At 64.1% G+C, this 19,721-nt stretch carries 19 protein-coding genes; 4 read left to right on the top strand and 15 right to left on the bottom strand.

Annotation, left to right across the window (positions count from 1 at the left end):
• The coding region (locus ACE3SN_RS07105; RefSeq protein ID WP_374528747.1) for a peptide MFS transporter at positions 1-1,459 on the top strand (1,459 nt) is incomplete at its 5' end.
• On the opposite strand, the gene ACE3SN_RS07100 is transcribed toward ACE3SN_RS07105, so the two are convergent.
• On the bottom strand, positions 1,456-2,232 hold the full coding sequence (locus tag ACE3SN_RS07100) for a thioesterase family protein (protein ID WP_374528745.1): 777 nt from the start codon (positions 2,230-2,232) through the stop codon (positions 1,456-1,458). The genes ACE3SN_RS07105 and ACE3SN_RS07100 overlap by 4 nt on opposite strands.
• Before the next feature lie 46 nt (positions 2,233-2,278).
• Here ACE3SN_RS07100 and ACE3SN_RS07095 point away from each other — a divergent pair, with 46 nt between their 5' ends.
• Positions 2,279-3,055, top strand: a complete 777-nt coding sequence (locus ACE3SN_RS07095) for a cyclase family protein (RefSeq protein ID WP_374528743.1) — start codon at positions 2,279-2,281, stop codon at positions 3,053-3,055.
• Positions 3,056-3,505: a hypothetical protein gene (locus tag ACE3SN_RS07090; RefSeq protein ID WP_374528740.1), complete on the top strand. Its 450-nt coding sequence runs from the start codon at positions 3,056-3,058 to the stop codon at positions 3,503-3,505.
• 48 nt (positions 3,506-3,553) lie between these two features.
• Here ACE3SN_RS07090 and ACE3SN_RS07085 read toward each other — a convergent pair whose 3' ends face one another.
• Genes ACE3SN_RS07085 through ACE3SN_RS07040 form a run of 10 tightly spaced genes read right to left on the bottom strand, consistent with a single transcriptional unit; the run spans position 3,554 to position 13,433 of the window.
• Positions 3,554-5,572: a biotin carboxylase N-terminal domain-containing protein gene (locus ACE3SN_RS07085; protein ID WP_374528738.1), complete on the bottom strand. Its 2,019-nt coding sequence runs from the start codon at positions 5,570-5,572 to the stop codon at positions 3,554-3,556.
• A gap of 1 nt (position 5,573) precedes the next feature.
• Complete coding sequence (locus ACE3SN_RS07080; protein WP_374528736.1) at positions 5,574-6,155, bottom strand: hypothetical protein; 582 nt, start codon at positions 6,153-6,155, stop codon at positions 5,574-5,576.
• Entirely contained in the window at positions 6,152-6,553 is a 402-nt protein-coding gene (locus ACE3SN_RS07075; protein ID WP_374528733.1) for a hypothetical protein, read from the bottom strand. Before ACE3SN_RS07075 ends, ACE3SN_RS07080 begins: the two co-directional genes overlap by 4 nt.
• 4 nt (positions 6,554-6,557) lie before the next feature.
• Entirely contained in the window at positions 6,558-7,832 is a 1,275-nt protein-coding gene (locus tag ACE3SN_RS07070; protein ID WP_374528732.1) for an O-acetylhomoserine aminocarboxypropyltransferase, read from the bottom strand.
• A 10-nt stretch (positions 7,833-7,842) separates the two neighbouring features.
• Positions 7,843-8,106, bottom strand: coding sequence for a hypothetical protein (locus tag ACE3SN_RS07065; RefSeq protein ID WP_374528730.1), 264 nt, complete (start codon positions 8,104-8,106; stop codon positions 7,843-7,845).
• 6 nt (positions 8,107-8,112) lie between these two features.
• A complete protein-coding gene (scpA, locus tag ACE3SN_RS07060) occupies positions 8,113-10,230 on the bottom strand; it encodes a methylmalonyl-CoA mutase (RefSeq protein ID WP_374528728.1) in 2,118 nt (705 codons plus the stop codon).
• Between the two features lie 20 nt (positions 10,231-10,250).
• Entirely contained in the window at positions 10,251-11,033 is a 783-nt protein-coding gene (locus ACE3SN_RS07055) for an enoyl-CoA hydratase-related protein (protein ID WP_374528725.1), read from the bottom strand.
• A 24-nt stretch (positions 11,034-11,057) separates the two neighbouring features.
• Complete coding sequence (mce, locus tag ACE3SN_RS07050; protein WP_374528723.1) at positions 11,058-11,498, bottom strand: methylmalonyl-CoA epimerase; 441 nt, start codon at positions 11,496-11,498, stop codon at positions 11,058-11,060.
• Positions 11,495-11,920 (bottom strand): hypothetical protein, encoded by a 426-nt coding sequence (locus ACE3SN_RS07045; RefSeq protein ID WP_374528722.1) that lies wholly within the window; start codon positions 11,918-11,920, stop codon positions 11,495-11,497. Before ACE3SN_RS07045 ends, mce begins: the two co-directional genes overlap by 4 nt.
• Entirely contained in the window at positions 11,901-13,433 is a 1,533-nt protein-coding gene (locus tag ACE3SN_RS07040) for an acyl-CoA carboxylase subunit beta (RefSeq protein ID WP_374528720.1), read from the bottom strand. Before ACE3SN_RS07040 ends, ACE3SN_RS07045 begins: the two co-directional genes overlap by 20 nt.
• Before the next feature lie 114 nt (positions 13,434-13,547).
• Here ACE3SN_RS07040 and ACE3SN_RS07035 point away from each other — a divergent pair, with 114 nt between their 5' ends.
• Positions 13,548-14,957 carry a short-chain fatty acyl-CoA regulator family protein gene (locus ACE3SN_RS07035; protein WP_374528718.1) on the top strand — a complete coding sequence of 470 codons (1,410 nt, stop codon included), beginning with the start codon at positions 13,548-13,550 and terminating at the stop codon, positions 14,955-14,957.
• Positions 14,958-15,036: 79 nt separating this feature from the next.
• Here the strand turns inward: ACE3SN_RS07035 and ACE3SN_RS07030 are convergent, their stop codons facing one another.
• From ACE3SN_RS07030 to pgi, 4 genes are all read right to left on the bottom strand, one after another.
• Complete coding sequence (locus ACE3SN_RS07030; RefSeq protein WP_374528717.1) at positions 15,037-15,447, bottom strand: hypothetical protein; 411 nt, start codon at positions 15,445-15,447, stop codon at positions 15,037-15,039.
• A 104-nt stretch (positions 15,448-15,551) separates the two neighbouring features.
• On the bottom strand, positions 15,552-16,568 hold the full coding sequence (locus tag ACE3SN_RS07025; RefSeq protein WP_374528715.1) for an NAD-dependent epimerase/dehydratase family protein: 1,017 nt from the start codon (positions 16,566-16,568) through the stop codon (positions 15,552-15,554).
• A gap of 57 nt (positions 16,569-16,625) precedes the next feature.
• A complete protein-coding gene (gene gorA, locus ACE3SN_RS07020; RefSeq protein ID WP_374528714.1) occupies positions 16,626-17,972 on the bottom strand; it encodes a glutathione-disulfide reductase in 1,347 nt (448 codons plus the stop codon).
• 82 nt (positions 17,973-18,054) lie between these two features.
• Entirely contained in the window at positions 18,055-19,569 is a 1,515-nt protein-coding gene (pgi, locus tag ACE3SN_RS07015; RefSeq protein ID WP_374528713.1) for a glucose-6-phosphate isomerase, read from the bottom strand.
• Positions 19,570-19,721 lie beyond the last annotated feature (152 nt).

Raw genomic sequence — 19,721 nt, 5'->3', positions numbered from 1 at the left:
CCTTGGCCACCCCAAGGGGCTGGGCTATCTGGCTTTCGTCGAAGGGTGCGAACGCTTTTCGTACTATTCCATGCAGACCCTGCTGGTGCTCTACATGGTGAAATACCTGCTGCTGCCCGAACATATCAGCAGCGTGCTGGGCATGGGCTGGTTGCAGGGCAGCGTCTATGCCGGGAAGGAAGGGCAGCCGCTCGCTTCCGCGATTTTCGGAGACTATTCCAGCCTCGTCTATCTGACCCCGATTGCCGGCGGGCTGATCGCGGACCGCTGGTTGGGCCGCCGCACCACGCTGCTGCTTGGCGCGATCGTGATGGCAATTGGCCACTTCCTGATGGCCTTCCAGGGGATGTTCCTGTTCGCGCTGATTGCGCTGATCGTCGGGGTCGGCCTGTTCAAGGGCAATATCGCCAGCCAGGTGGGCGAACTGTACGGCCCGAATGACCTGCGCCGCGCGATGGCGTTCCAGATCTTCTACATCGCGATCAACGTCAGCGTCATCGCCGCGCCGCTGATTTCGGGCACCCTGGGTGAAAAGGTCGGCTGGCATTACGGCTTTGGCACGGCCGGCGTGGTGATGGTGCTGGGTCTGCTGCTTTACATCAAGGCCGGGCCGTGGCTTCCCAAGGACAACCGCGCTGCACCGGGCGAGACGAAGAGCACCGGAATCAACGGGGCCAGGCTGCTGATATTCGGAGGGATCGTCCTCGCCGCGCTGATCGGCCTGGCGCGCGTCTGGCCGGGGCTGAGCGAAATGGGCCCTTCGGGCATGGTCGGCCTGGCTGTCGCGCTCGGGTTGCTGGGCGCGGTTTCTACCGAAGACCGCCCGCGCGTGATCGCGTTGCTGCTGCTGATCCCGATGCTGGCGCTGGTCATGCTGACCAATCAGGAAATCTTCAACGCTTACCTGATCTGGGCAGACGAACAGTTCCAGCTGACCTTCTTCGGCACCACCCTGCCGACCAGTTACATGGTCACTATCGACGCGACGCTCAGCTTCTCGATGCTGGCCGCCGTTGCCTGGTTCTGGAAATGGCGCAGCGATTCCGGCGCGTGGGAACCGGACGAGATCGGCAAGATGATCCTGGGCAGCGTCTTCGTGATCGCGGGCGGGCTATGCCTATACATGGCGGCAATTACGCAAGGGACCGGCAAGATCGGCCTTGGCTGGCCGCTGATGTTCCACCTGCTCAATTCGATCGGCTTTGCCCACATCATGCCGGTCAGCCTGGCGCTGTTCACCAAGGTTTCGCCCAAATCGATGACCGCGACGATTGTCGGGATCTATTACCTCGCCTTCTTCAGCGCCAACAAGACGGTAGGGATCATCGGCGGGTGGTATTCGACGATGGACACGCCCACATTCTGGCTGGTCCACGTCGGCACAGCGGTGGCCGGGCTGGTCGGCTTCGCGCTGTTCCGCGCGGTGATGGGCAAGAAGCTCGCCCAGCAGGCCGCCTAACCGAACAGGGCGATCGCCTGCATCCCCACGGCCACGGCCTCGCCATCGGCGTTCCAGATTGCCATGTCCTGGCTGGAACAGCCCTTTTCGGCATAGTTCCCGGCTGAGCGCAGCAGCCACCAGCCATCGCGCGAGGTCGGCAGCGGGGTCAGCAGGTTGACCAGCCAGGTCATCGAACTGATCGGCGCGGCGCTGTTCATCATGAACAGCACCCCCGGCGGCAGGGCATCGGCGCAGAGCATCAGTTCGACCATCGGGTCCAGCCCTGCGCGATCCTTCAGCTGCACCCACCAGTCGATCTCGGGCTCCGGCTGCTCGCCGCGCGGCACACCGAAGCGGCGGTTGAAATGGCTGGCAAAGCCCGGGCCGCGCCCTTCGGGCAGGGGCTTGGCCTGTTCGACGGGAATGATCCGGGGCGGCATCGGCACCTCGTGCAGGTGCAGCGTGCTTTCGACCGGCCCCATGAACACGAAGGTCGCCGTCAGCCCGACGCCGCCCTCGTTCGCAACCTCGGCGCTGACCCAGCTGGCATTGCGTCCGCGCCGCAGCACCTTGGCGCGAACTTCAACCTCACCCGAAAGCGGTCCGACAAAGCTGATCTGCGCCGAGCGCAGTGGCGGCAGATCGGGCGCAAGTCCGCGCGCGCCTTCAAGCGCCAGCGCGGCGGAGAACCCGCCATAGGTGGTGCGCCCCTGCATCCAGTCTTCGGGAACGCGAGTGGCAAAGCCGCCGTCGATGCGGCGAATGTTCGAAAGGGTGTCGGGCAGGCTCATGCGCTTTCCATTGACGTAAACGGAAAGCGGGTCAATCCTTGCCGCCATGACAAAGTTCATCGACCTTTCGATCCCGATCACCACGAAGGTGGTCTCCGACCCGCCCGTGATGCTGCCGCAGATCAGCTATAGCGCGCACGACACCACGTGGAGCCAGATCGCGCTGTTCTTTCCCGGCCTCACCAAGGACGACCTGCCCGATGGCGAAGGCTGGGCGGTGGAAACGCTGACGCTGTCCACCCACAACGGCACCCACATGGACGCGCCGTGGCACTATCATTCGACCACCGACAGCGGCACCCGCCCCGCCCCGACCATTGACGAGGCCCCGCTCGACCGGTTCTTCCGCCCGGGCGTAAAGCTCGATTTCTCGCACCTGCCCCACGGCCACGTGGTGAGCGCGGCCGAGGTCGAGGCCGAACTGGCGCGGATCGGGTATGACCTGCAACCGCTCGACATCGTGCTGGTCCAGTCGGGCGCGATCTATGGCACCGACAATTTCACCGACCAGGGCGTCGGGCTTGGCGCGGAGGCGACGCTTTGGCTGACCGAAAAGGGCGTCGAAGTGGTTGGCACCGACGCCTGGTCGTGGGACGCCCCGTTCAGCCACACGGCGCGCCGCTGGGCCGAAACGCGCGATCCATCGATCATCTGGGAAGGCCACAAGGCCGGCCGCATCCGCCCCTATTGGCAGATCGAAAAGCTGATGAACCTCAGCGCCTTGCCTGCCCACGGCTTCACGCTAAGCTGCTTTCCCGTGAAGATCGAAGGCGCAAGTGCCGGCTGGATCCGGGCCGTGGCACTGATTGAAGGAACGGATTGAATGGGCAGAAAGATCGGAATCATCCCAACCGCGTTCGTGGCGGCAATGGCACTCAGCCAATCAGCGCAAGTTGCGGCCTCGACCACCCCCGCAGACGATGCGGCAATTGCCAAGATTCTTGACCCAACCCTATCCTTACTCAGGGCCGGAAAGTCGCGTCAGGCAGTCGATACTTTCTTCACCGGAAGCCCGATCGCAGCCGGAAAAAGTTCAGAAATGCAGATGCTGGCGAACCAAGTCGATTCTACGGTGGGAATCTATGGCCCGTTCGGAGAATGTCGCATGGTCGAAAAACGGCCACACGGCGATTTCGTTGTTCAGATGCTCTATCATTGCCAGCACAAGCACTACGTCACCCGTTGGACGTTCTTGTTCATTAAAACCACGCAAGGCTGGCAAGGCGGCAACATCTATTTCGACGACAAGGTGACAGCCGGTTTGGACGATTGACACCTACGCCGATCAGGCCCCCCAGCCGAAGCTGGGGGGTAAACTTATCTACTCCAGTTCGAGAATGATCGCGTCCACGGCCAGGCTGTCGCCCGCCTTGGCGTTGACCTTCTTGACCGTGGCCGACTTTTCGGCGCGCAGGATGTTTTCCATCTTCATGGCTTCCACCACTGCGAGCGGCTGACCGGCTTCGACCTTGTCGCCCTCGGCGACATTGAGCGAAACCAGCAGGCCCGGCATCGGGCAGATCAGGAACTTGGAAAGATCCGGCGGGATCTTTTCGATCATGTGCTGGGTATAACCGGCCAGACGTGCGGGCAGAATCTGGACGTTGTGGATCGCGCCGCGCGTGGTCATCTTGAGGCCCATGCGGGTCGGCTCGATCTTCACGCCGTAAACCTCGTCGCCGATCTCGGCTTCGACCAGGCGGTCGCCCGGGGTGTATTCGAGCGCGAGGTCGACCACTTCGCCGTCGACCGTGATGTCTTCACCGAGGTCCACGGCAAAGGTCTTGTCGCCGATCTTGACCGACCATTCATAGGGCGGTTCCAGCTCGCTATCGAGCTGGCCGTCGACCTGGCGTGCCCGGTCGGCGCGCGCGGTGGCGATGAAGCCCGCGATGGCGGCAAGGTTCCGCTTCACCTCGTCCGAGGCAGCCGCGCCGGTGAACCCTTCGGGGTATTCCTCGGCGATGAAGCCCGTGGTCAGTTCGCCCGAGCGGAAGCGCGGGTGCTGCATGATCGCGGAGACGAAGTCGATGTTGTGGCCCAGTCCCTCGATCTCGAAGGCATCGAGCGCGGCGATCTGCTTGTCGGCAGCCTCGTCGCGGGTCTTGCCCCAGGTGATCAGCTTGGCGATCATCGGGTCATAGAACATCGAAACTTCGCCGCCTTCATAGACGCCGTCGTCAACGCGCACGCCGTCAACGCCGCGGCGGCCGTTTTCGGCGCCGTCGTCGGTCCAGCCATCGACCGGCGGGTTGTAGCGCACGAGGCGGCCCGTCGAGGGAAGGAACCCGCGATAGGGATCTTCGGCATAGACGCGGTTTTCGATCGCCCAGCCGTCGATCTTCACATCGTCCTGCGTCAGGCTGAGCTTTTCACCGGCCGCCACGCGGATCATCTGCTCGACGAGGTCAACGCCGGTGATGCATTCGGTGACGGGGTGTTCCACCTGCAGGCGGGTGTTCATTTCGAGGAAGTAGAAGCTCTCGCCCGTCGGGTCCGCGCCCGACACGATCAGTTCCACCGTGCCCGCGCTGTAATAGCCCACGGCCTTCGACAGCGCGACGCACTGTTCACCCATGGCCTTGCGCATCTTGGGCGTCACGAACGGCGACGGTGCTTCTTCCACCACCTTCTGGTGACGGCGCTGGATCGAACATTCGCGTTCATTGAGGTAAAGCACATTGCCGTGCTTGTCGCCCAGGATCTGGATCTCGATGTGGCGCGGATTGAGGATGAACTTTTCGATGAACACACGGTCGTCGCCGAACGAATTCAGACCTTCGCGCTTCACGCTTTCAAAGCCCTCGCGCACGTCCTTCTCGTCATAGGCAAGGCGCATGCCCTTGCCGCCGCCGCCGGCCGAGGCCTTCATCATCACCGGATAGCCGATCTCGTTCGAGATCCGCACCGCGTGCTCGGTATCCTCGATCTCGCCGACGAAACCGGGAACGACGTTGACGCCCGCTTCCTTGGCCAGCTTCTTGCTCTCGATCTTGTCACCCATCGCGGCGATCGCGTTCACCGGGGGGCCGATGAACTCGATGCCCTCGGCGGCAAGCTGCTCGGCAAAGCTGGTGCGTTCCGACAGGAAGCCATAGCCCGGATGGACCGCTTCGGCGCCCGTTGCCTTGCACGCGGCGATGATCTTGTCCGCGATCAGGTACGACTGCGCGGCGGGAGACGGGCCGATGTGGACGGCCTCGTCCGCCATCTGCACGAACGGCGCGCGGGCATCCGCATCGGAATAGACCGCGACGGTCTTGACACCCATGCGGCGGGCGGTCTTGATCACCCGGCAAGCGATTTCGCCACGGTTGGCGATGAGGATTTTCTTGAACATGTTAATTGGCCCTCGTCGGGAGGTTGGTCAGTTTGATGGTCCACACGGTGTCTTCTTCGGCCGTATGGATAGAGGTTAATTCGATCTGCTGATCACCTTGCGGTCTGGAAACCTTCCAGGCACTAGGTCCTTCATCGGCAGGCCAGGCGATCTGGCTCGGCTTCGGCTCGATCAGATAGAATAGCGCCGAGACAAGTTCGGCGTGTGCGCGTTTCCCATGCAGCCGGGTCGTCACAGAGCAATGCCCATTGCCCTGTTCGGTGAGGCCCTTCGCCTCCGCCGAAAAGCTTACGTCAGCGAATTTTGACGACCAATGCTGAACCGTTGGATCATCGCTGCGGGGATCGCTACTCAACTGCCAGCCATGCAATTCAGGTGCACCCATGATGGTCTGCATGGCTTTGGCATCTGGAAAGTGCTCGTAACAGACCTTCTCAAACAGCAAGGCGCTTTGCGCAACTCCAACCCCTGAGGCCGGGATTCCCTGCTGTTGAGCCAAAGCTGGCGGTGCGACTGCAAGCAGACCAGCGCAGGAGACCGCGCCCATAACTGCTGAACTGCGATGATCGGCGAACAAGCTCATTTCGCGCACGCCTTGCTGGTGCCGCTCAGCGTCTTGTACTGAAGCACCTCAAAGCTGCCCTCATCCCAGTCGGTGTTTTCCTGAAGGTAGAACTGCGCGCAGACCCCCGGTGCGGGCGGCTCGTTCGAGCCGACGTAAAGGTCAAGCTCTGAGCGGTAGTCGATCCGGTATTCTGCCAGACGCTTTCCGCGGCGGTGGCGCGTGGGCACCACGACGCCTTGGCAATGTTGCGGATCGCAGGTCCCTTGCCACCGGCCGACAACAACCACATCGGCCCGAGCGCGCTCTTCCCGGTCGCGTTGCGCCAGAACCCGGCGTCCCTCCGGCGAAAGCGTGCTTGCCTCGGCTGCCACCGGTGCCACTAGGGCCAGAACAGGAAGGACGAATGCCGGACGCATGGCTTCAGATCTGTTCCAGCGCCTGGGCCATGTCGGCGACGATATCGTCGATGTGCTCGATCCCGACCGACACGCGCACCACGTCGGCCCCGGCGCCGGCTTCCGCCTGCGCGGCCTCTTCAAGCTGGCGGTGGGTCGTGGAACTGGGGTGGATGATCAGGCTGCGGGTGTCGCCGATATTGGCAAGGTGGCTGAACAGCTTGACCGCGCTGACCAGCTTGACCCCGGCGTCATAGCCGCCCTTCACGCCAAAGGTGAACACCGCCCCGCCCTTGCCGCCAAGATAGCGCTGCGCCAGCTGGTGATAGGGGCTTTCCGGCAGGCCGGCATAGCTGACCCAGGCAACCTTGGGATGGTTCTGCAGCCACTGGGCGAGATGCAGCGCATTCGCGCAGTGCCGCTCCATCCGCAGCGCCAGCGTCTCCATGCCGGTCAGGATCTGGAAGGCGTTCATCGGCGCCAGCTGCGGCCCCAGATCGCGCATCCCAAGCGCCCGGCAGGCGAGGATAAAGGCGACGTTGCCGAACGCCTCGGTGAAGACCTTGCCGTGATAGCTCGGGTTGGGCTGCGACAGGTACGGATACTTGCCGTCTTTCGCCCAGTCGAACCGCCCGGCATCCACGATCACCCCGCCCAGCGAGTTGCCGTGGCCGCCGAGGAACTTGGTCGCCGAATGCACCACGATGTCCGCCCCGTGCTCGATCGGGCGGCACAGCAGCGGCGATGCCATGGTGTTGTCGACGATGAGCGGAACGCCGGCGGCGTGGGCCACTTCGGCAATCGCGGCGATGTCCTGCACCACCCCGCCCGGGTTGGCGAGGCTTTCGATGAACACCGCGCGGGTCTTATCGGTGATGGCCGCCGCCACGTTGGCGGGATCGTCCGCATCGACGAAGCGGGCGTGCCAGTCCATCTTGCGGAACGAATGGGCCAGCTGGTTCAGCGATCCGCCATAGAGCTTCTTCGCCGCGACGATTTCGCAGCCCGGCTCCATCAGGGTGTGGAACGCGAGGAACTGCGCGGAATGGCCCGAGGCACAGCCCAGCGCCGCCGCGCCGCCTTCCAGCGCGGCGATCTTGGCCTCGAACGCCCCGTTGGTCGGGTTCATCAGGCGGGTGTAGATGTTGCCCACCGCTTCGAGGTTGAACAGCGCCGCCGCGTGATCGACATCGTCAAACACATAGCTCGCCGTCTGGTAGATCGGCGTGATCCGCGCCTTGGTGGTCGGATCGGGTTCGCACCCGGCGTGCACCGTCAGCGTTTCAAGTTTCTGGGTCATGGCGCTCTCCTCACTTCAACAGGAACGGGCACTCGGTCCGCTCGGTCATTTCGGTGCCGTACTCGAACACCGCATCCGTCAGCTGCATGCCGTTCCAGTACTGGCACACGAGCGAAGGCTTCTTCTGCTCGGCCAGGTCGCCAAAGCCGCTCGCCAGGTAATGCGTGCCCGGCTGCACCACGAAACTGTCGTAGCGCACCTTCGCCCCGCTCACTGCCAGAATGACGTCGAGCACGACGAACAGGATCAGGACGTTGAGCAGCAGCTTACCCATCGGGCCTTACTCCGCAGGCGGCATGTTGTGGCCGAGCAGGCGCAGCATGTCGGCGGCGCATTCCACCACGTTGCTGCCCGGGCCATAGATCCCCTGCACACCGGCATCGCGCAGGAAGTCATAGTCCTGCGGCGGAATGACGCCGCCCGCAACCACCTTGATGTCGGCGCGGCCCGCAGCCTTGAGGTGTCCGATCAGTTCGGGGATCAGGGTCTTGTGCCCGGCGGCGAGCGAGGACGCGCCAACTGCGTCGACGCCCGCGTCGAGCGCCAGCTTGGCGGCTTCTTCCGGGGTCTGGAACAGCGGCCCCGAAGTCACGTCGAAGCCCATGTCCGAGAAGGCCGAAGCGATCACGTTCGCGCCGCGGTCGTGGCCGTCCTGGCCCATCTTGGCGACCAGCATGCGGGGCTTCCGGCCAAGGCGGGTGGTCACGGCCTCAACGCCCTGGATGACCTGGGCATAGCGGCTGTCATCGGCATAGGCGGCGCCATAGACGCCCTTCACCGGGGTCGGCTGGGTGCCATAGCGGCCGAACACGGCTTCCATCGCATCCGAGATTTCGCCCAGCGTTGCACGTTCGCGCGCGGCATCGACGGCGAGCGCCAGCAGGTTGCCACCCGCCTTCGCGCCTTCGGTCAGCGCGGCGAGCGCGGCGCGGCACTTGGCCTCGTCACGGCTTGCGCGCACCTGCTTGAGGCGGGCGATCTGCCCTTCGCGCACGGCGTGGTTGTCGACTTCCAGCGTTTCGAGCTGGTCTTCGCTGGCAAGCCTGTACTTGTTGACGCCGACGATCACGTCTTCGCCCTTGTCGACGCGGGCCTGGCGGCCAGCGGCGGCTTCCTCGATCATCGCCTTGGGCCAGCCAGCGGCAACCGCCTTGGCCATGCCGCCTTCGGCATCGACGCGCTCGATGATTTCCCAGGCCTTGTCGACCAGTTCCTGGGTCAGCGCCTCGATGTAGTACGACCCGCCGAGCGGATCGACCACGTTGCACATCCCTGTTTCTTCCTGGATCACGATCTGGGTGTTGCGGGCAATGCGGGCCGAGAAGTCGGTCGGCAGCGCGATGGCTTCATCCAGCGCATTGGTGTGGAGCGACTGGGTGCCGCCCAGCATCGCGGCCATCGCCTCGATCGTGGTGCGGATGACGTTGTTGTAGGGGTCCTGCTCCTGCAAGCTGACGCCCGAGGTCTGGCAGTGGGTGCGCAGCATCTTGGAACGTTCGTCCTTCGCGCCAAGGTTCGTCATCACGCGGTGCCACAGCACGCGTGCGGCGCGCAGCTTGGCCACTTCCATGAAGAAGTTCATGCCGATGGCGAAGAAGAAGCTCAGGCGGCCGGCGAACTTGTCGATATCCAGCCCGCTGGCGACGCCGTACTTCACGTATTCCATGCCGTCGGCGATGGTGAAGGCCAGTTCCTGCACCTGGGTCGCCCCGGCTTCCTGCATGTGGTAGCCGGAAATCGAAATGCTGTTGAATTTCGGCATCTTGGCAGAGGTATATGCGAAGATGTCCGAAATGATCCGCATCGAGGGTTCGGGCGGATAGATATAGGTGTTGCGGACCATGAACTCCTTGAGGATGTCGTTCTGGATGGTCCCGTCGAGCTGCTCCGTCGGAACGCCCTGTTCCTCGCCCGCGACGATGAAGAACGCGAGGATCGGGATCACCGCGCCGTTCATGGTCATCGAAACCGACATCTGATCCAGCGGAATCCCGTCGAACAGGATCTTCATGTCCTCGACGGAGTCGATCGCGACGCCCGCCTTGCCGACGTCGCCCACCACGCGCGGGTGGTCGCTGTCATAGCCGCGGTGGGTGGCAAGGTCGAACGCCACCGACAGGCCCTTCTGCCCCGCCGCAAGGTTGCGGCGGTAGAAGGCGTTCGATTCCTCGGCGGTCGAGAAACCGGCATACTGGCGGATCGTCCACGGGCGGCCTGCGTACATCGAGGCACGCACGCCGCGCGTGAACGGAGCGAAGCCCGGCAGGCCGGGGTCGGCGGTCACGTCATCCGCCGTGTAGAGCGGCTTCACGTCAATGCCTTCGGGCGTGTGCCAGGTCAGGTCCTTGCCCTTGACCTCTTTGGACGCCGCTGCCTGCCAGTCTTCAATCTTTGCCATTTTGCTTACCCTTGGAGTTCTTACTTGCCCTGGAAGTTGGGCTTGCGCTTTTCGAGGAAGGCCAGCCCGCCCTCAGCCGCGTCTGCGCTCGAACCAGCGATGCGCTGCCCTTCGGCTTCGGCGAGCAGCTGCTCGGCGTAGCTGTTTTCCAGCGCGGTCAGGATGTTCTTGCGCATCACGGCGTAGGAAACCGTCGGACCATTGGCGAGGCGGGTGGCCAGCGCGCGGGCTTCGGCCTGCAGTTGGTCATCCTCGACCACCTTGTAGATCATGCCCCAGTCGAGCGCCTTTTCAGCGCTGACCTTTTCGCCCAGCATCATCATTTCGGTGGCGCGGGCCTTGCCGATCAGGCGCGGCAGCATCCAGCTGGCGCCGCCATCGGGCACGAGACCGATGTTGACGAAGGCCTGGAGGAAATAGCCGCTCTTGCCCGAGATCACGAAGTCGCCGCACAGGCCGATCGAGCAGCCGACGCCGGCCGCCGCACCGTTGATCGCGGTGATGATCGGCATGTTGAGCCGCGCCAGGTTGATCATCAGCGGGTTGTAGTGGCGGGTCAGCGCGATGTAGCTGCCCTCGCCGCCCGAGATCGAGCTCTGGCCGCGCGCCTGAAGGTCCGCGCCCGAGCAGAAACCGCGGCCCGCCCCGGTGATGATCAGCGCACGCGCGCCTTCCATCGAGGAGAGCGCGTCATTGATTTCGCCCGCCATGTCGAGCGAGCAGGCGTTCATCCGCTCCGGGCGGTTGAGCGTGATCGTGGCGATCTTTTCGGACACATCGACGGTGATCGTTTCGTAGGCCATGCCGGTTCTCTCTCCTGATTGCGCTCAGTGCGCTTCTTTTGGCGTTTCCATGATTTCAGTCAGAATCCCGCCCATGTCGCGCGGGTGAACGAAAAAGATCAGCGTGCCGTGCGCGCCGATGCGGGGTTCGCCCAGCACGCGCTTGCCCATGGCCTCGAATTCGGCCTTGGCGACGTGAATGTCGGGCACTTCGTAGCACATGTGGTGCTGGCCGCCCGCCGGGTTCTTGTCGAGAAAGCCCTTGATCGAGGTGTTACCGGGCAGCGGCTCGACCAGTTCGATCTGGGTGCCGTTCAGCGCCCCATCCGCGCCAGGCGTGTCGACAAAGCACACCTTCACGCCCTGATCGGGCAAGTCGAAGGGTTCATGGATCTTCGTCGCGCCCATCACGTCGCGGTAGAAGACGATCGAGTCAGCGATAGACGGCGTTGCAACGCCGATGTGGTTCAAACGGCCAAGTTTCATGGAATTTTGCACTTTCCTGCTCGAGCAGACGTTACGTTGAACAGAGCTTGGTCTGCATATCTCGGACGAAGGTAAGCAAATAGGTCTTGCTCCTCCCTCCCATTGGCATCTCGACCATAACTAGCCTTAAACCTTAATGCAGCCTCGCCGACGATTGTATCGCGACAGGCTGCTACCGCAGCATCCGCAATTTCACGGTTGGAACCCGGAGCAATTGCAAGGCGATAAGATTGACGGTGCACGCAATCCTCCGCCAGGATCATCTGTTCAACCGCATTCTTTGCCGGCAAATTAGGCAGCAATTCCAATGGCTTTGGCGCGACACAATAACGCGAGTCTTCCGCCAGAGAACGGACCAAATCGCATCCTCCAATTGGGACTGCCAACATCAAAAGCAGCAAATTAGAGCGGAATGTTGTCATGCTTTTTCCAAGGGTTCTCAAGCTGCTTGTTGCGCAGCTTGCGCAGGCCCAGCGCGATGCGGCGACGGGTGGAGTGCGGGTGGATCACCTCGTCGATGAAGCCCTTGCTCGCCGCCACGAAGGGGTTGGCGAAGCGGTCTTCGTATTCCTTGGTGCGTTCCGCGATCTTGTCGGGATCGCCGATGTCCTGGCGGAAGATGATTTCCACCGCGCCCTTGGCGCCCATCACCGCGATTTCGGCGGTCGGCCAGGCATAGTTGAGATCCCCGCGCAGGTGCTTTGAGGCCATAACGTCGTAGGCGCCGCCATAGGCCTTGCGGGTGATCACGGTGATCTTCGGCACGGTTGCCTCGGCATAGGCGAACAACAGCTTGGCGCCGTGCTTGATGATGCCGTTGTGTTCCTGGGCAGTGCCCGGGAGGAAGCCCGGCACGTCGACGAAGGTCAGCAGCGGGATGTTGAACGCATCGCAGAACCGCACAAACCGCGCGGCCTTCTTCGACGAGTTGATGTCGAGCACGCCGGCCAGGACCATCGGCTGGTTGGCGATGACGCCCACGGTGCGGCCTTCGATGCGGCCGAAACCGACGATGATGTTGCCGGCATGGGCGGGCTGCACTTCGAAGAAATCGCCTTCGTCCAGCACCTTGCGCACCACTTCGTGCATGTCATAGGGCTGGTTGGCGCTGGCCGGGATCACCGTGTCGAGGCTTTCCTCAAGCCGGTCCCACGCGTCCGAGGTCGGCCGCACGGGCGGTTCCTCACGGTTGTTGAGCGGCAGGTAATCGAAGAAATCGCGCGCGGTCAGCAGCGCCTCGATGTCATTTTCGAGTGCAAGGTCGGCAACCGAGGTCTTGGTGGTGTGCGTCACCGCCCCGCCCAGCTCTTCCTGCGTGACGACTTCGTTGGTGACGGTCTTGACCACGTCAGGCCCGGTCACGAACATGTACGAGCTGTCCTTCACCATGAAGATGAAGTCGGTCATCGCGGGGCTGTAAACCGCGCCGCCCGCGCACGGCCCCATGATCAGCGAGAGCTGCGGCACCACGCCCGAGGCGAGCACGTTGCGCTGGAAGATTTCAGCATAACCGCCGAGCGAGGCCACGCCTTCCTGAATGCGCGCGCCGCCGGAGTCGTTGAGGCCGATCACCGGCGCGCCGACCTTCATGGCGTTGTCCATCACCTTGCAGATCTTCATCGCGTGGCGTTCCGACACGGCGCCGCCGAACACGGTGAAGTCCTGCGCGAAGACATAGACCAGGCGGCCGTTGATCGTGCCGCTGCCGGTCACCACGCCGTCGCCCGGGATGGTCGTTTCGGGCATGCCAAAGTCGACGCAGTTGTGTTCGACATACATATCGGTTTCTTCGAAGCTGCCCTCATCGAGCAGGATTTCGAGCCGTTCGCGCGCGGTCAGCTTGCCCTTGGCGTGCTGTGCGTCGATGCGCTTCTGGCCGCCCCCCAGACGCGCGGCGGCGCGGCGGCGTTCCATTTCGGCGATGTTTGCGGACATGATTCTTCCCGGCAGATGACAATTGGAAGCCTCTCCCCTGCGCGCGGGGCGCGGCAATGTCTAATGTGAATTTGCAAAGTTGCGAAGTCCGACTTTGCAAAGTAGAACAGCGCCATGCAAACCCAGCGCCGCATCTTTGCCGGAGCCCAGCTGCGTGCGATCCGGATCGAGCGCCGGCTCAAGCAGTCGGAACTTGCCGCCAGCCTCGCGATCAGCCCGTCCTACCTCTCGCAGCTCGAGAACGACGACCGTCCGCTAACCCCGGCGCTGGTGGAGCGGCTGGCCCGCGCCTTCCCGCTCGACTGGCGCGAGATCGGCGCAGGCGATGCCGAAGAGCGCCTCGCCGCGCTGCGCGAGGCCAATGCCGACCCGATCTTTGCCGAACCGATGGACGCCGCCCAACTCGCCCGCTTTGCCGAACAGCAGCCGCAGCTGTCCGAACGCTTCATCGCGCTCCACGAAGCCTATCGCCGCACCCAGCAGCGCCTGCAGATGGTGGATGAGGCGCTATCGGCCGAGACCGGCACCGTCGCCCGCCTGCCATGGGAAGAAGTGCGCGACTGGTTCCACTTCGCCAACAACTACGTCGATTCTATCGACCGCGCGGCCGAAGCGCTCGCCGCCACGCTGTCAGGCCGGGGTCTTGCGCCCGAAACGGCAGCTATCGAGGGCTACCTGAAAGATGCGCTGTCGATCTCGCTGATCTATTCGGCGCAGGCAGGGCTGCGCAGTTTCGATGCCGAGATGGGCCACCTCACCATCGATCCCGGCCAGCCTGCCGAAAGCCGCCGCTTCCAGTTGGCCCACCAGCTTGCGGCCCTTGCGCTGAAGGACGAGATCAGCGCCGTGGTGGAAAGCGCCCGGCTCGCCAGCGCGGCCTCGCGCCAGCTGTTGTTCGTGGGCCTGTGCAACTATGCGGCGGGCGCGCTGCTGATGCCCTATCGCCGCTTTCGCGCCGAGGCCCGCGCCGTGCGCCACGATATCGACCGGCTGGCGCAGACCTTCGGCACCAGCTTCGAACAGGCCTGCCACCGCCTCTCCACCCTCCAGCGTGAGGATGCGAAGGGCGTGCCGTTCTTCTTTTGCCGGGTCGACATGGCCGGGAACATCACCAAGCGCCATTCCGCCACCCGCCTGCAATTCGCCCGCTTCGGCGGAGCCTGTCCGCTGTGGATCGTGCACGAGGCCGTCGCCATCCCTGACCGGATCCTGGTGCAGCTGGCCGAAACACCGGACGGGGTGCGCTATGTCTCGATGGCCAAGGGGCTGGTTAAGCCATCCGGCTCCTACGACCGCGCGCCGCGCCGCTATGCTGTGGCGCTCGGCTGCGAGGCGGAACACGCCGCCGAATTCGTTTATGCCGACGGGCTCGACCTCACCTCCCCGCGCGCCGCCACCCGTATCGGCATCTCCTGCCGCATCTGCCCCCGCGCCGACTGCGACCAGCGCGCCTTCCCGCCCAGCGACCGGCCGATCACGGTCGATCCGGACAGCCGGGGGGTTGTGCCGTACCGGCTGGCGTGAGGTGATTGCTCAGGCTGCTTTCGAGGACGTCAGGGATCGCGGCGAACGACTGGTTTGTCGGGGAAAGCGGACTTGGATTTCAATCGTAGTAGCCCTCTGCGAAACGTAAGACAGCCTCCACAATCCCGTCCTCACCCGCCCCCGTCCAAATCGCTAACCCAAGAGCCTTGGAAGTTGCGGCGCCACTCTCTTCTTCGATCGTGGCGTCGAGGTGCCTCAGCAGCTGTTTTGCATTATGCAATGTGAGGCAAGTCAACGTTTCCCCCGAGACGACTGGACGGGCCGGTGAAGCAAGTTCGAGCGCCTCAAGCCGTTCAGCATCGTCGTAATAGGCAAAAATTCCAAGTTCCGCCCAATAGTCGCTCTCCCTATCCGCTTGTGTGCGGCGAAAAGGGTGCGGCTCGCCCGGAAAAAAGCGCCTCACGTCATGCCGGCTGGTGCCAAAGGGCAGACTCGGGAGAGCCAATTCGGGATCGAGGGGTAGGTCCATCGCGCCAAAAGTGTACGAATACCTCGATGTTCGCAATGTTGTCGTGTCCGGAACGGCAACGCTTGGAATGATGATCCCGCAATCTGCCTTACAAGCGCACAACCCTAAACCTTTACCACCCCCAGCCGGATCATGTCGCGCGCGGTGTCGAGGATGGTTTCCGCCTCGGGACGTGACGCCCAGCCCAGTTTCTCGCGGGCGTGGCTCGTATCGGCCTCGCGCTCGTTGCCGAGTTCGCCCAGCACCTGCCGGATCAGCGGATCGAACAGCGCGGCGATGCGCACCAGCCAGTCGGGCAGGCGGCGCGTGGGCACCTTGCGCGATTGCTGGCCCAGCCCGTCCTTCAGGATCGCGGCGATGTCCTTCATCCACAGGAACCGGCCGGAGCAAAGGAAGCGTTCGCCCGCCATGTCTGGTGCGGTCAGGCAGCGCATGTGCATGTCGGCCACGTCGCGCACGTCGACCAGGCCGAAGCCGAAGTTCGGCAGGCCCGGCATCGAGCCGTCGAGCAGCTTCTTGATCGCTTCGAGCGAGGTCGAGAAATCGGCCGATTGCAGCGGCCCCAGCACCAGCACCGGGTTGACCGTGACAAACTCCATGTCGCCGCCCTCGGCCGCTACCCAATCGCGCGCGGCGCGTTCGGCGATGGTCTTGGACTTGACATAGGCATAGGCATCGGGGCTGGCGACGTTGGTCCAGTCGGCCTCGGTAAACCGGCTCTTGCCGCGTCCGTGGCCATAGGCGACCGCCGCCATCGACGAGGTCATCACTACCCGCTTGATCCCGGCCGCCTTGGCCGCGCGCAAGGCCCGCAGCGCCCCGTCGCGGGCGGGCACGATCAGTTCGTCGTCGTGCTTGGGCGCATTGGCCGGAAGCGGCGAGGCCATATGGCACAGGTGCGTGCAGCCCGCCGCCGCCTCGGCCCAGCCCGCGTCCGCCATCAGGTCTGCCGCGAAGAACTTGAGCGTTTCAGGCGTCCCGCCGAGCAAGCCCCGCAGCTCAGCTTCGCGCGAAAGGTTGCGCACCGTGGTGTGCACCGTCCACCCTGCGGCGAGCAGCTGGCGGATCGTTTCCCCCGCGATATAGCCGCTGCCACCCGTTACCAGCACTGTCCCGGCCATGTTCGTCTCCCCGTCGAATTTGAGGGGGAGACTAGCGGCTTGGCGGCCCGGCGCAACCTAGCGCATCAGCACCAGTTCTTCCGCCATGCTGGGATGGAGCGCCACGGTGGCATCGAACTGGGCCTTGGTCAGCCCGGCCTTCACCGCGATCGCGGCGGCCTGCAGGATTTCAGGGGAATCCGGGCCGATCATGTGGATGCCCAGCACCTTGTCCGAGGCGCCATCGACAATCAGCTTGTAAAAGCCGCGCTCGGGCACCGAGGCGAACATATTCTGCATCGGGCGGAAGTCGGAGGTGAACACCTTCACCTCGTGCCCGGCCTCGCGCGCCTGGCCTTCGGTCAGGCCCACGGCGGCAATCGGCGGCTGCGAGAACACGGCGCTGGGGATCGCGTCATAGGCGGTGGAGCGCGGATTGCCGCCGAACACGGTATCGGCAAAGGCATGGCCTTCGCGGATCGCCACCGGGGTCAGCTGCACCCGGTCGGTCACGTCGCCCACGGCATAGATGCTGTCACACGCGGTCTTGCTGTAATCGTCGACCGGAACCTCGCCATTCGCGCCAAGCGTGATGCCGGCGCTTTCGAGGCCCAGACCGTCGGTCTTGGGGCGGCGGCCGGTGGCGACCAGCACAACGTCAGCGGCAATCGGCTCGCCCTCGCCCGCGTGAACCAGCAGCGAGCCGTCGGCCAGCTTTTCGACCTTGCGGATCGGGCGGTTGAAGCCGAATTCGATCCCGCGCGCCTGCATGATCGGCAGTAGGCGTTCGGTCAGGCTGTCGTCATAACCGCGCAGGATCTTGTCGCTGCGGTTGACCACGGTGACCTGGCTCCCCAGCGCATTGAACACGCCCGCGAATTCCAGCGCGATATAGCCCGCGCCCTGGATCACCACCCGCTTGGGCAATTCCGGCAGATGGAACACCTCGTTCGAGGTGATGCAATGCTCCGCCCCCTCGATTTCGGGCATTACCGGCCAGGCGCCGACGGCGATCAGGATATATTTCGCGCTGATTTCCCGGCCCGAGGAAAGCCGCACGGTATGGGCGCCGGTTACCACCGCGCGTTCGGCGAAGTGCTCGACCTTGTTGTTCGCCAGAGTGGAGGTGTAGGCGCGCTCAAGCCGGTCAACGTCGCTCGCCACGAAATCGCGCAGCTTGGCCCAGTCGAAGCTCGCGCTCTCGATCGTCCAGCCATAGCGCTCGGTATCGCCCAGCACGTGGGCGAAGTGGCTGGCATAGACCATCATCTTCTTGGGCACGCAGCCCCGGATCACGCAGGTTCCGCCAACGCGGAATTCCTCGGCCACCGCCACCCGCGCCCCGTGTGAGGCGGCAATGCGGCTGGCCCGGACCCCGCCGGAACCGGCGCCAATCACGAACAGATCATAGTCAAACTCGGCCATCGCTAACTCCTGTTACGAAGCGCATATGGGCGCGCGGCCAGCGAATGGCCAGACGGATTTCCTCGCGGCAGAGATAGCCTGCCTACTTGATCCCCGCCTCGGCCAGCAGCGCCTCGGTGCTGGCATCAAAGGTGGCGCCGCCGCCCAGGATCGACTTGGCGATTTCCTTGCCCAGTTCCACCCCGAACTGGTCGAAGCTGTTGATTTCCATCAGCACGCCGCCCGCAAAGGTGCGGTGTTCATGGAATGCAATCAGCGCGCCCAGCGTGGCCGCGTTGATGTCTTCACACAGGATCGTGGCCGACGGGCGATCCCCCGGATAGGCCCGCGCCGGATCGGAGCCGGGCTTACCCGCCATCAGCGCCGCGCCTTGCGCAAAGCAGTTGGCAAGGAGGTTGCGGTGGTGCGCCGGGTCCAGCTCGTCGCCGGGCGCGATGCTGGCGATGAAGTCCACCGGCACAAGGTTGGTCCCCTGATGGAGCAGCTGGAACACCGCGTGCTGCGCGTCGGTCCCCACCCCACCCCAGGTAATCGGCGCGGTCGGCCCATCGACGGGCGAGCCATCGGCCTTCACCGCCTTGCCATTCGATTCCATCTCGAGCTGCTGGAGATAATCGGGAAACAGCCGCAGCCGTTCGTCATAGGCGAACACCGCGCGGGTCTGGCAACCGCGCAGGCGGGCGTAATAGAGGTCCGCAAACGCGGCCCGCAGCGGCAGGTTGGCCGCGCCGTCGGTTTCAAGGAAGTGCCGGTCCATCGCTGCCGCACCGTCAAGGAATTCGGCGAACTCTTCCCAGCCCACCGCCAGCGCCACCGGAAAGCCGATCGACGACCAGAGCGAGTAACGCCCGCCAACGCTTTCCGAGAACGGCAGCACGCGGGTTTCATCGACGCCCCATTCCACCGCCTTGTCGGGATTGGCGGTCAGCGCCACCACCCGGCCATAGGGATCGGCCACCCCGCCCTCGGTCAGCCAGGCCAGCGCCGATGCGGCGTTGGTCATCGTCTCGGTGGTGGTGAACGTCTTGGAGGCGACCGCAATGAGCGTGGTCGCCGGATCGCAGGCCTTGAACGCGGCTTCGAGCGCCACCCCGTCGATGTTCGAGACGACATGGACGTCGACCATCGCCCCGTCGCGGGTCAGCGCGTCGATCGCCAGCGCCGGGCCAAGCGCCGAACCACCGATGCCGATGTGGATGAGGTGCTTGATCTCGCCCAGCGCCCCGGCGTGGATCACCCGCACCAGGCTGGCCATGCGGGCGTGGAACAGTTCGGCCAGTTCGACGCTGTCGGGATTGCCGAGGCCGCGCTGGGCGGTGTGTTCGACCGCGCGGCCCTCGGTCACGTTGATCGCATCGCCCGCGAACATCGCGGCGCGCTTGCCGGAAAAATCCACCGCTGCGGCCAGCGCCTCGAACGCGGCGATTGCCGCGCTGTCGAGGTGGGTCTTGGACCAGTCGAACCGCACCGCGCCGCCGGGCAGGTCAAGCCTGGCGGACAGCGCATCGAGCCGCCCGGGATCGGTGAAAAGCTGCGCCAGCGTCGGCCTGTCCAGTGCGTGAAGCTTGGTCCAAGCCGCGGCTACAGCGTCGTTCATCGTTTTACTCCGGTGATTGGCAGAAATGCAGCTATGCCCGCGCCCGCAGCCGGGGCCAAGCGTGGAAAACGTATTCACGAGGCTCATTCGGGGGCAAATGTTTCCGGGCCGAGACAGCCACCACACGTGACGGACGCACTTGACGAGAGCGG

Origin of the sequence: Novosphingobium sp., from assembly GCF_041915465.1 — a bacterium.
GTDB lineage: Bacteria > Pseudomonadota > Alphaproteobacteria > Sphingomonadales > Sphingomonadaceae > Novosphingobium.
Note: the sequence above shows the minus strand (reverse complement) of the source record. Positions and strands in the feature narration are given on the sequence as shown.